The organism is Pseudomonas sp. GW822-FHT03F08, assembly GCF_058801265.1.
In genome coordinates this window covers 171,096-182,662 of the sequence record NZ_JBXANC010000003.1, presented here as the reverse complement: position 1 = coordinate 182,662, position 11,567 = coordinate 171,096, and the positions used below count along the sequence as shown (strand labels likewise).

The window sequence follows — 11,567 nt, the reverse complement described above, 5'->3', positions numbered from 1 at the left end:
TCAAGCGACGGCTACGACGTCGAGAATCCGTTGCACCACCCGATCCTGGTCGATGCCGGCGGCTTCGGCCTCGAACGACAGAATGATGCGGTGACGCAACACGTCGAACAGCACAGCCTGGATGTCTTCCGGACTGACGAAGTCGCGACCGGCCAGCCAGGCGTGGGCGCGGGCACAGCGGTCGAGGGCGATCGAGCCACGGGGGCTGGCGCCGTAGGCAATCCATTCGGCCATTTCCGGGTCGAACTTGGCCGGGTTGCGCGTGGCCATGACCAGTTGCACGAGGTATTCCTCCACGGCGTCCGCCATGTACAGACCGAGGATTTCCTTACGTGCGGCGAAGATCGCCTGCTGGCTGACCCGACGTTCGGGCTTGGTTTCGCCGTTCAGGGCTTCGCCCCGGGCCTGTTGCAGGATCCGGCGTTCGACGGCCGCGTCCGGAAAACCGATTTTTACGTGCATCAGGAACCGGTCGAGCTGCGCTTCGGGCAGCGGGTAGGTGCCTTCCTGCTCGATCGGGTTCTGCGTGGCCATCACCAGGAACAGCGGCGACAGCTCATAGGTGCTGCGCCCGACACTGACCTGACGTTCGGCCATCGCTTCAAGCAAGGCCGATTGGACCTTGGCCGGGGCACGGTTGATTTCGTCCGCCAGCACCAGGTTGTGGAAAATCGGGCCTTGCTGGAACACGAAACTGCCGGTTTCCGGGCGATAGATCTCGGTGCCGGTGATGTCGGCGGGCAGCAGGTCCGGGGTGAACTGAATGCGATGGAACTGGGCTTCGATGCCCTCGGCGAGCTCTTTGATCGCTTTGGTCTTGGCCAGACCCGGAGCGCCCTCGACCAGCATGTGGCCGTCGGCGAGCAGGGCGATGAGCAAGCGCTCGATGAGTTTTTCCTGGCCGAGAATCTGCGTTGAAAGAAAGGTTCGCAGCGCCAGCAGCGCTTCACGATGTTCCATCGATGACTGTTCCTGGAAAGGGTGGCCACAGGCGTTCGGATAACGCCAGGGCTGGGGGCGTTACTTTAATCCATCGCAGGGGGTGGCGACTAACGGCATTTTGCGCAAAGTGCGGGAAATGACCGGGGCAATTGTTGGAATTTTGTAGGGCGGGGGAGATGCGGTGTTCTTTGAGGCCCTTTCGCTTGCGAAAGGGCCGGCCCAGACGCCATCAAATCTGGCTGATAAAGGTGCCAGTACCGTCAAGAATGTTCTTCAGGGTTTCCTCGACCTCGGCCAGATCCACCATGTCCGGGTTGTAGGTGATTTCCAGCACATCATCGCCATTCAACGCATCGGCATCCGCCGCCGCGATTTCGATTTTCAGCAGGGTCTTGGTCAAGGTGACTTTCACGCCATCGAGGGTGGACGGCTCGCCATCCAGCGTGATCTCCAGCTCATCCTCGTCCGGATAGCGGCTCATCAGAAACATGTCGCCCTTGTCGCTGTGGCAGCAGAGCATGGCCATGTTGTCTTCTTCGTCGTCGCACGGGTTGACGATCAAAAGGGCGGTGGTCATTTGCATGGGAAATTCCTGCCTCGGCGGGCTCGGTGGTCGCAATAAAGCGCGATTCTGCCAGTCCTCGGGAATTTCTGCTCGCCTGAGTGTCAGAGGATGTGTCGTGAACGCGACGCAGGTCAATGGTCATTTCTGGCACGCATGTACCGTAAAACCGGGGATTCAGACCGGCGTTCTGCCCCATGAATGCTAGTGTTTACCGATGCGCCTGCCTTGGTTTACGTGCCAATGACCGAATATGTCGCAGCACCGCAAGCAGACACATTGTCGCACCCATTAAGCTGCGCAACGGATGAGCACCCGTAAAGACATTGTCGGCAGCCCGGACAGTCGTTTTTGCAGATGCCCATTCATGGAAGGTGAATGTGACCTGAGTGTCTCGTCCAGCTTCACCCACCTGTCACCCTGTTTCCTCTGCCCGAGATTCAGGAACAGGGCGACAGAACGCCCCGAAAGGGGTTTTGTACGCGACGCTTTCCATCAATAACAAGCCCAAGCGGAGTACCACAGATGGCGTTCTTCACCGCAGCCAGCAAAGCCGACTTCCAGCACCAACTGCAAGCGGCACTGGCGCAGCACATCAGTGAACAGGCACTGCCACAAGTGGCGCTGTTCTCTGAACAATTCTTCGGCATCATTTCCCTGGACGAGCTGACTCAACGTCGCCTCTCCGACCTCGCTGGCTGTACTCTTTCTGCGTGGCGCCTGCTTGAGCGCTTCGATCACGCGCAACCGCAAGTGCGCGTCTACAACCCCGATTACGAACGTCACGGCTGGCAGTCGACCCACACCGCGGTCGAAGTGCTGCACCACGACCTGCCATTCCTGGTGGACTCGGTGCGTACCGAGCTGAACCGCCGCGGCTACAGCATCCACACCCTGCAGACCACCGTGCTCAGCGTGCGTCGTGGCAGCAAGGGCGAATTGCTGGAAATCCTGCCTAAAGGTTCGACCGGCGAAGGCGTACAACACGAATCGCTGATGTACCTGGAAATCGACCGCTGCGCCAACGCGGCCGAACTGAATGTGTTGACCAAGGAACTGGAACAGGTCCTGGGTGAAGTCCGCGTCGCGGTTGCCGATTTCGAGCCGATGAAGGCCAAGGTGCAGGAAATCCTCACCAAGCTCGATAACAGCGCATTCGCCGTCGAAGCCGACGAGAAGACCGAAATCAAGAGCTTCCTGGAATGGCTGGTGGGCAACCACTTCACCTTCCTCGGCTACGAAGAGTTCACCGTTGTCGATCAGGCCGATGGCGGCCATATCGAATACGACCAGAACTCCTTCCTCGGCCTGACCCGGATGCTGCGCACCGGTCTGACCAACGAAGACCGACACATCGAAGACTACGCCGTGAACTACCTGCGCGAACCGACGCTGCTGTCGTTCGCCAAGGCTGCGCACCCGAGCCGCGTCCACCGTCCGGCTTACCCGGACTACGTGTCGATCCGCGAAATCGATGCCGACGGCAAAGTCATCAAGGAACACCGCTTCATGGGCCTGTACACCTCGTCGGTGTATGGCGAAAGCGTACGTGTCATCCCGTACATCCGCCGCAAGGTCGAAGAGATCGAGCGCCGTTCCGGCTTCCAGTCCAAGGCTCACCTGGGCAAGGAACTGGCACAGGTTCTGGAAGTGCTGCCGCGTGACGACCTGTTCCAGACCCCGGTCGACGAACTGTTCAGCACCGTGATGTCGATCGTGCAGATCCAGGAACGCAACAAGATCCGCGTGTTCCTGCGCAAAGACCCGTACGGTCGTTTCTGCTACTGCCTGGCCTACGTGCCGCGCGACATCTACTCCACCGAAGTTCGTCAGAAAATCCAGCAAGTGCTGATGGAGCGCCTAAAGGCGACCGACTGCGAGTTCTGGACCTTCTTCTCCGAGTCCGTGCTGGCCCGCGTGCAACTGATCCTGCGCGTAGACCCGAAAAACCGCATCGACATCGACCCGCTGCAACTGGAAAACGAAGTGATCCAGGCCTGCCGCAGCTGGCAGGACGACTACGCCGCCCTGACCGTTGAAACCTTCGGCGAAGCCAACGGCACCAACGTGCTGGCCGATTTCCCGAAAGGCTTCCCGGCCGGTTACCGCGAGCGTTTCGCTGCGCACTCGGCCGTGGTCGACATGCAGCACCTGCTCAACCTGAGCGAGAAGAAGCCGCTGGCCATGAGCTTCTACCAGCCGCTGGCTTCCGGCCCGCGCGAGCTGCACTGCAAGCTGTATCACGCCGATACCCCGCTGGCCCTGTCCGACGTGCTGCCGATTCTGGAAAACCTCGGCCTGCGCGTGCTGGGCGAGTTCCCGTATCGCCTGCGTCACAACAACGGCCGCGAGTTCTGGATCCACGACTTCGCGTTCACTGCCGCTGAAGGCATGGACCTGGACATCCAGCAGCTCAATGACACCCTGCAGGACGCGTTCGTCCACATCGTGCGCGGCGACGCCGAAAACGATGCGTTCAACCGTCTGGTGCTGACCGCCGGCCTGCCATGGCGCGACGTCGCGCTGCTGCGTGCCTACGCTCGCTACCTGAAGCAGATTCGTCTGGGCTTCGACCTCGGTTACATCGCCAGCACCCTGAACAACCACACCGACATCGCTCGCGAACTGACCCGGTTGTTCAAAACCCGTTTCTACCTGGCCCGCAAGCTGGGCAGCGATGATCTGGACGACAAGCAACTGCGTCTGGAACAAGCGATCCTGACCGCGCTGGACGACGTTCAAGTCCTCAACGAAGACCGCATCCTGCGTCGTTACCTGGACCTGATCAAAGCGACCCTGCGTACCAACTTCTACCAGACCGACGCCAACGGCCAGAACAAGTCGTACTTCAGCTTCAAGTTCAACCCGCACTTGATCCCTGAGCTGCCGAAGCCTGTTCCGAAGTTCGAAATCTTCGTTTACTCGCCACGCGTCGAAGGCGTACACCTGCGCTTCGGCAACGTCGCTCGTGGCGGCCTGCGCTGGTCCGACCGTGAAGAAGACTTCCGTACCGAAGTCCTCGGCCTGGTAAAAGCCCAGCAAGTGAAGAACTCGGTCATCGTGCCGGTGGGTGCGAAGGGCGGCTTCCTGCCGCGTCGCCTGCCACTGGGCGGCAGCCGTGACGAGATCGCGGCCGAGGGCATCGCCTGCTACCGCATCTTCATTTCGGGTCTGTTGGACATCACCGACAACCTGAAGGACGGCAAGCTGGTACCGCCGGCCAACGTCGTGCGTCATGACGACGATGACCCGTACCTGGTGGTCGCGGCGGACAAGGGCACTGCAACCTTCTCCGACATCGCCAACGGCATCGCCATCGACTACGGCTTCTGGCTGGGTGACGCGTTCGCGTCCGGTGGTTCGGCCGGTTACGACCACAAGAAAATGGGCATCACCGCCAAGGGCGCGTGGGTTGGCGTACAGCGCCACTTCCGCGAGCGCGGCATCAATGTCCAGGAAGACAGCATCACTGTGGTCGGCGTGGGCGACATGGCCGGTGACGTGTTCGGCAACGGCTTGCTGATGTCCGACAAGCTGCAACTGGTTGCCGCATTCAACCACATGCACATCTTTATCGACCCGAACCCGAACCCGGCCACCAGCTTCGTCGAGCGTCAGCGCATGTTCGACCTGCCGCGTTCGGCATGGTCCGACTACGACACCAGCATCATGTCCGAAGGCGGCGGTATCTTCTCGCGCAGCGCGAAGAGCATTGCCATCTCCCCGCAGATGCAGGAACGCTTCGACATCAAGGCCGACAAACTGACCCCGACCGAACTGCTGAACGCCTTGCTCAAGGCGCCGGTGGATCTGCTGTGGAACGGCGGTATCGGTACTTACGTGAAAGCCAGCACCGAAAGCCACGCCGATGTCGGCGACAAGGCCAACGATGCGCTGCGTGTGAACGGCAACGAACTGCGCTGCAAAGTCGTGGGCGAGGGCGGTAACCTCGGCATGACCCAACTGGGTCGTGTGGAATTCGGTCTCAATGGCGGCGGTTCCAACACCGACTTCATCGACAACGCCGGTGGCGTGGACTGCTCCGACCACGAAGTGAACATCAAGATCCTGCTGAACGAAGTGGTGCAGGCCGGCGACATGACCGGCAAGCAACGCGACCAGTTGCTGGCGAGCATGACCGACGAAGTCGGTGGTCTGGTGCTGGGCAACAACTACAAGCAGACTCAGGCCCTGTCCCTGGCGGCCCGCCGTGCTTATGCGCGCATCGCCGAGTACAAGCGTCTGATGAGCGACCTGGAAGGCCGTGGCAAGCTGGATCGTGCCATCGAGTTCCTGCCGACCGAAGAGCAACTGGCTGAACGCGTTGCCGAAGGCCACGGTCTGACCCGTCCTGAACTGTCGGTGCTGATCTCGTACAGCAAGATCGACCTCAAGGAGCAGTTGCTGGGCTCCCTGGTGCCGGACGACGATTACCTGACCCGTGACATGGAAACCGCGTTCCCGCCGACCCTGGTCAGCAAGTTCGCCGAAGCCATGCGCCGTCACCGTCTGAAGCGCGAAATCGTCAGCACCCAGATCGCCAACGATCTGGTCAACCACATGGGCATCACCTTCGTTCAGCGACTCAAAGAGTCCACCGGCATGACCCCGGCGAACGTGGCTGGCGCTTACGTGATCGTGCGTGACATTTTCCACCTCCCGCACTGGTTCCGTCAGATCGAAGCGCTGGACTACCAGGTCTCCGCTGACGTGCAACTGGAGCTGATGGACGAGCTGATGCGTCTGGGCCGTCGCGCTACGCGCTGGTTCCTGCGTGCCCGTCGCAACGAGCAGAACGCTGCCCGTGACGTCGCGCATTTCGGTCCGCACCTGAAGGAGCTGGGCCTGAAGCTGGACGAGCTGCTGAGCGGCGAAATCCGCGAAAACTGGCAGGCGCGTTATCAGGCTTACGTCGCAGCCGGTGTACCGGAACTGTTGGCGCGTATGGTGGCGGGGACTACCCACCTCTACACGCTGCTGCCGATCATCGAAGCGGCCGACGTGACCGGTCAGGACCCAGCCGAAGTGGCCAAGGCGTACTTCGCCGTGGGCAGCGCGCTGGACATCACCTGGTACATTTCGCAGATCAGCGCCTTGCCGGTTGAAAACAACTGGCAGGCCCTGGCCCGTGAAGCGTTCCGCGACGACGTCGACTGGCAGCAACGCGCGATCACCATCGCCGTTCTGCAAGCGGGCGGCGGTGATCTGGACGTGGAAGCGCGTCTGGCACTGTGGATGGCGCAACACGACGCGATGATCCAGCGCTGGCGCGCCATGCTGGTGGAAATCCGTGCCGCCAGCGGCACCGACTACGCCATGTACGCGGTGGCCAACCGTGAGCTGAACGACGTGGCGTTGAGCGGTCAGGCAGTTGTGCCTGCTGCGGCGACTGCGGAGCTTGAGCTTGCTTGAGTAAGCGCTGAATGAAAAAGCCCCTGCATTGTGAGATGCGGGGGCTTTTTTTGCCTGATGGTTTTCTCGTTATTGCAAGTTATGTCCTTGTTTGTTATCAAGCATCGACACTTTATCTGCCGGCCTGGTCAGTAAATTACTGAGCGACTGGTCAAACTTCTGCAATGCCCGAACCTGAACTTCCTGTTGCTGATTAATATCCGCAACAATCTCCTCTGAACGCTTGAAGTCCGCCCAGACCGGCGTCAACTCTTTCGCCTCGGACCCCTTGGCCGTCCCGATGTAGTTCAACTTCCCGTCATAAAAGTCCGCACTCACATCCGCCTTGATGTCCGAACTGCGCGAGGTAATCAATTGGCTGTGAGTGTCGACGATCGCCACCACATCCGGGTTGGCCGCACGCAGGCTCTGCATGTCCGGGTACACCGTGACCGAGCCGAATTGGCGTTGCAGCGAGGCTTTTACCCAGTCCACGGCCATGTCCGGTTTCGAAGTGGCGACGTAGGCGTCATGGATCGGCTGCACCAATAAACCCTGGCCGAAACCGGTGCCGGCGTTGGCCTGATAGTCGCGCAGGTATTCGCGGTTGGTCTGGGTGCTCGGGCTGTAGACGACGCCCAGCGAGACACCGGGACCGCTTTTGACCTGGGCGGCGCTGCTGCGGCCGACCGGTTGGGTGAACAGCGTGTCGAGGGAAGAAACCGCTTTTGGAGCGGTGGGAACGGAACAGGCGGACAACGCTAAAACTGATATCGCCAAGGTACTGGCAAAGGCAAGTTTCATGGTGAGTCTCCCGTGAAGCAACTTCAGTCGGAAAGTCAGAGGTGTCGGGGTTGATTAAATGGAACCGGCGACAGTTGCCTCAGACTACTCCCGCGAAACTGAAAACAACCTGACAATTTGCTGAATGACTGTCATGCAATAGTTTTATTGGCTGTAAGCGTTTTTGATTAATTGCCGCGGGAAATAAAAAAGGCGCCAATCAACGATTTGCGCCTTTTATTTATGGCTGGTTAAACAACCATCAGTTTTTCAATGGGATCAGCACTTGCTCGTCCGGCGACAGCACCATGAACACCAGCAACTTGGCTGGCTTGGTTTTGCTGGCGTTTTTCGACACCAGATGTTCGGAGCCGGCCGGCTCGTACCAGAACTGGCCTTTCTTGTAGGTGACTGCTTGTTCGCCCTTGACCTGGGAAGTCACTTCGCCTTCGAGTACATAGGCCATGGCCGTGCCGTCGTGTTTGTGGGCGATGGAGGACTGGCCGGGTTTGTAGTCGACTTCAATCATCATGGCTTTTTTGCCCGGGACATTTTTCAGCATCTGGTCCTGCAATACCGAGATTTTCTCGGAGGCATCGTGGGCCAGAACTGGAACGGAGATGCTCAGGGCAAGCGCGGCGGCGAAGCAGTGCAGGAGTTTCATGGCGGGTCACCTGTGAAGTGGGGGAGTCGGTCTTCACAGTAGTCCGCGTGCCGGTCTAATCAAACGGCCAATATTCGGGAAGATCGGGTGACCAATCCTGATTACCCGCACACCAGAAAAACCACAGCCTTCGGCAGCCTCGCGGGTTTCCCCGAGGCTGCCGAAGGCTGCAATTTTCTGGAGTTTCAAACGATAGGAAACGAGTTGAAATCGACGCTGTTGGCCAGCCGACTGTCGATCAGATCGATAAACCCCTGCGCCTCTGGCCGGTTGAAATGCGCCTGCATCGCCGCTTCCGACTGCCAATGGGCACTGACCGTCCAGCGGTGGCTGTCGTCGGGGCAGCGGTCGACCATATAGGAATCGCAGCCCGGTGTTTCGCGCAGGGTTTCGACGATCTTCTGCAACTGCTTGCCCAGCTCCTCGGAGCGGCCGGCCGCAGCCTGCACCTGTACGGTGTTGATCACTTCGTTGGACATTGCTCACACTCCTGAATCAGGCCGGACGAATCCTGCTCATTGAGGGATAACGCCTGTGCAGAATAGGCCTGCACCCCCGGATCACCAATAACCAATCGGCGGGTAATCCGTTAGACCAATCTATCAGGCGACCTGTTGCAGAATGTCGCGCAGGCGATCCAGCGCGATATCGATGTCCAGCGTCTCGATGGCGCCGAAGCCGAAGTACATCCCGCTTCTGGCCGGCTGCTGGTAATAGAAGCCGTCGATGGCGTACAAGCCGACTTCGACCTTTTTCGCCAGTTCGATCACCAGCGGCAAGTCGATCGGCACCCGGCAGAACACCGCCATATGAAAGCCCGCGCTCGCCGGCACGGCCTCCAGCCACGGCGCGAGGTCAGTGGCCATGCGCGCCAGGATCCGCTCGCGGCGCTGGGCATAAACGGTGTGGCAACGGCGGATGTGCTTGAGCAGGCAGCCCTCGGCGATGAACTTGGCCAGCGCCCATTGCGGCAGGGTGGAGGCGTGCAGGTCGGTGAGCTGCTTGGCGCGGATCACCGCTTCGAGGATCGCCGGCGGCAGGATTGCGTAGCCGAGGCGCAGCTCCGGCAGCAGGGTCTTGGAGAAGGTGCCGACGTAAGCCACGATGCCGCGCTGATCGAGGTTGTGCAGCGAATCGGTCGGCCGGCCCTCGTAGCGGAACTCGCTGTCATAGTCGTCCTCGATGATGATCGCGCCGAGTTCATGGGCCCGGGCCAGCAATGCCTCGCGCCGCGCATGGCTCATCGGCATGCCCAGCGGGAACTGGTGCGACGGCGTCACGTAGATCAACCGGGTGCCGTCGGGAATGAGCTCGACCTGAATCCCTTCCGCATCCACCGGCACCCCGACCACGGTGGCGCCATGGGTGCCAAACAGCAGCCGTGCCGGCGGATAACCCGGATCTTCCATCGCCACCAGACTGCCGGGGCGCAACAGCACCCGGGCGATCAGGTCCAGCGCCTGCTGCGCGCCGTTGCACACCACGATGTCTTCGTCCTGGCAGTTCACGCCACGGGAAAACGCGATGTGCCGGGCAATCGCATTGCGCAGCGCCGGCAAGCCTTCCGCCACGCTGTAAAAACCCTTGGAACCCGCCATTTGCCGCATGGCGTGGGACACACAGCGGCGCCAGTCATCGTGGGGAAACTGGCCCTTGCTGGTGGCGCCGCCGATGAAGTCGTAGCGCAGCGAGCCTTCCAGCGTCGGATGGCGCAGGAATACCGGCAGGTTGCACCAGCTCTCGATCACCTCGGAACTGGCCAGTTCGGAATGGCTTTGCTTGCGCTGGACCGGCGTCGAGCGGGCGTTGACGTAGGTGCCTTTGCCGATGACGCCAGTGAGGAAATTTTCGTAAGTCAGCTGCGCGTAGGTGTCGGAAATGGTCTTGCGCGAAATCCCCAGTTGCTCGGCGAGCAAGCGGCTGGGCGGCAGTTGCGTGCCGGCGGCCAGACGCCCGGATTCAATGGCGCCACGCAGTTGTTGGTACAACTGACCGGCCAGATCCTTGCGGCCGTTGATCACGACATGAAGTTCCATACCGACGAGGCTCCTGGGGGCGAATGAGGCGGATTGTGCGCCCGCCAGATTACTCCCGAATGCACGCGGGGCAGAAGTTGCGTGGAGCAAAAACCGGAAATTGGTCAAGGATCAGTGGTCTGCCGGTTTTCCGTTGAATTGGGGCTGTAACCCTGACGCACCAGCGCTTACCGTGAAATCACTCTTCTGCTGCCCGAGGCCCGCCCATGTCCCCGCGTCTGGATTACTACAGCGCTTCACCCAAAGCCATGAAAGCGATGATTGCCCTGGAAGCGCTGACCAGCAGCCTGAGCATCGAGGCGCCGTTGCTGCACCTGATCAAGATCCGCGCCTCGCAACTCAACGGCTGCGCATTCTGCACCGACATGCATTCGGTGGAAGCGCGGCGGGCAGGGGAGACGGATCGGCGGCTGTACGCCATCGCGGTCTGGCGCGACAGCGGCTTCTTCAACCTGCGCGAGCGGGCCGCACTGGCCTGGACCGAGGCGGTGACGCTGCTGGCGGATAGCCGGGTGCCTGACGATGTTTATCAGCAGGCGCGGGAACAGTTCAACGAGACGGAACTGGTGGACCTGACCATGGCCGTCAGCACCATCAACAGCTGGAATCGCCTGGCGGTGAGTTTTCGGCAGATCCCCAGCGATTGATCACGAGCCATCTCCCAAGCCCCCCACACGGTGATCGTTCCCACGCTCCGCGTGGGAATGCCTCTAGGGACGCTCCGCGTCCAGTGACGCAGAGCGTCACGGGCTGCATTCCCACGCAGAGCGTGGGAACGATCTACGAAACTAATTCGGTGGCCGCTGCGGTTTCACCGACGTGCCAAACGTATTGCCCATCCGCGTACTGGTAGCCGCCGGCGTCGCCAGCCCCACCTGATTCGGCGGACGCTTGTTGACCGGCACATTCATCGCTTCCTGATTCTTCTGCGCAGCCGCCGCGCCGTCGGGGTTGTTGCCCATCTGCTGGCTCAGGCAGTCGTAATTCGGCGCCTTGTAACCGCCCACGGTTACCTCTACGCAACCCACTGCCTGCTCGGCATGCACGCCGCCCGACAGCGTCAACAACAGCCCGCTCAGCGCCAATGTCCACAGTGATTTCATGCTGGCCTCCTGGCCGGCCCGAAGGGGCCGCTCTAGCTCAAGAGTCTAGTGCAACGGCGGCGCCGATCCCGTGATGGTTTTTTTGC

9 protein-coding genes are annotated in these 11,567 nt (G+C 60.6%); 2 read left to right on the top strand and 7 right to left on the bottom strand.

What is annotated here, in order from left to right; translation table 11 throughout:
* Both AC1RME_RS07955 and AC1RME_RS07950 read right to left on the bottom strand, forming a co-directional pair.
* Nucleotides 1-960 (bottom strand): AAA family ATPase, encoded by a 960-nt coding sequence (locus AC1RME_RS07955; RefSeq protein WP_007913915.1) that lies wholly within the window; start codon nt 958-960, stop codon nt 1-3.
* A gap of 211 nt (nt 961-1,171) precedes the next feature.
* A complete protein-coding gene (locus tag AC1RME_RS07950; protein WP_096820032.1) occupies nt 1,172-1,525 on the bottom strand; it encodes a hypothetical protein in 354 nt (117 codons plus the stop codon).
* 504 nt (nt 1,526-2,029) lie between these two features.
* On the opposite strand from AC1RME_RS07950, the gene AC1RME_RS07945 reads away from it, so the two are divergent.
* Nucleotides 2,030-6,916: an NAD-glutamate dehydrogenase gene (locus AC1RME_RS07945; RefSeq protein ID WP_096820031.1), complete on the top strand. Its 4,887-nt coding sequence runs from the start codon at nt 2,030-2,032 to the stop codon at nt 6,914-6,916.
* Nucleotides 6,917-6,985: 69 nt separating this feature from the next.
* On the opposite strand, the gene AC1RME_RS07940 is transcribed toward AC1RME_RS07945, so the two are convergent.
* From AC1RME_RS07940 to pdxR, 4 genes are all read right to left on the bottom strand, one after another.
* Nucleotides 6,986-7,699, bottom strand: a complete 714-nt coding sequence (locus AC1RME_RS07940) for an ATPase (RefSeq protein ID WP_096820030.1) — start codon at nt 7,697-7,699, stop codon at nt 6,986-6,988.
* 241 nt (nt 7,700-7,940) lie between these two features.
* Nucleotides 7,941-8,342, bottom strand: coding sequence for a cupin domain-containing protein (locus AC1RME_RS07935; RefSeq protein ID WP_096820029.1), 402 nt, complete (start codon nt 8,340-8,342; stop codon nt 7,941-7,943).
* A gap of 185 nt (nt 8,343-8,527) precedes the next feature.
* Nucleotides 8,528-8,821 (bottom strand): putative quinol monooxygenase, encoded by a 294-nt coding sequence (locus AC1RME_RS07930; RefSeq protein ID WP_096820028.1) that lies wholly within the window; start codon nt 8,819-8,821, stop codon nt 8,528-8,530.
* 123 nt (nt 8,822-8,944) lie between these two features.
* Nucleotides 8,945-10,378, bottom strand: a complete 1,434-nt coding sequence (gene pdxR / locus AC1RME_RS07925; protein WP_096820027.1) for a MocR-like pyridoxine biosynthesis transcription factor PdxR — start codon at nt 10,376-10,378, stop codon at nt 8,945-8,947.
* Nucleotides 10,379-10,584: 206 nt separating this feature from the next.
* Here pdxR and AC1RME_RS07920 point away from each other — a divergent pair, with 206 nt between their 5' ends.
* A complete protein-coding gene (locus tag AC1RME_RS07920; protein WP_096820026.1) occupies nt 10,585-11,025 on the top strand; it encodes a carboxymuconolactone decarboxylase family protein in 441 nt (146 codons plus the stop codon).
* Nucleotides 11,026-11,166: 141 nt separating this feature from the next.
* Here the strand turns inward: AC1RME_RS07920 and AC1RME_RS07915 are convergent, their stop codons facing one another.
* Nucleotides 11,167-11,481, bottom strand: coding sequence for a hypothetical protein (locus AC1RME_RS07915; RefSeq protein ID WP_025109823.1), 315 nt, complete (start codon nt 11,479-11,481; stop codon nt 11,167-11,169).
* Nucleotides 11,482-11,567: the final 86 nt, after the last annotated feature.

Excerpts from the sequence above, each read along its gene's own strand:
- AC1RME_RS07955 (WP_007913915.1), bottom strand. The coding sequence starts at position 960 with ATGGAACATCGTGAAGCGCTGCTGGCGCTGCGAACCTTTCTTTCAACG.
- AC1RME_RS07950 (WP_096820032.1), bottom strand. The coding sequence starts at position 1,525 with ATGCAAATGACCACCGCCCTTTTGATCGTCAACCCGTGCGACGACGAA.
- AC1RME_RS07945 (WP_096820031.1), top strand. The coding sequence starts at position 2,030 with ATGGCGTTCTTCACCGCAGCCAGCAAAGCCGACTTCCAGCACCAACTG.
- AC1RME_RS07940 (WP_096820030.1), bottom strand. The coding sequence starts at position 7,699 with ATGAAACTTGCCTTTGCCAGTACCTTGGCGATATCAGTTTTAGCGTTG.
- AC1RME_RS07935 (WP_096820029.1), bottom strand. The coding sequence starts at position 8,342 with ATGAAACTCCTGCACTGCTTCGCCGCCGCGCTTGCCCTGAGCATCTCC.
- AC1RME_RS07930 (WP_096820028.1), bottom strand. The coding sequence starts at position 8,821 with ATGTCCAACGAAGTGATCAACACCGTACAGGTGCAGGCTGCGGCCGGC.
- pdxR (WP_096820027.1), bottom strand. The coding sequence starts at position 10,378 with ATGGAACTTCATGTCGTGATCAACGGCCGCAAGGATCTGGCCGGTCAG.
- AC1RME_RS07920 (WP_096820026.1), top strand. The coding sequence starts at position 10,585 with ATGTCCCCGCGTCTGGATTACTACAGCGCTTCACCCAAAGCCATGAAA.
- AC1RME_RS07915 (WP_025109823.1), bottom strand. The coding sequence starts at position 11,481 with ATGAAATCACTGTGGACATTGGCGCTGAGCGGGCTGTTGTTGACGCTG.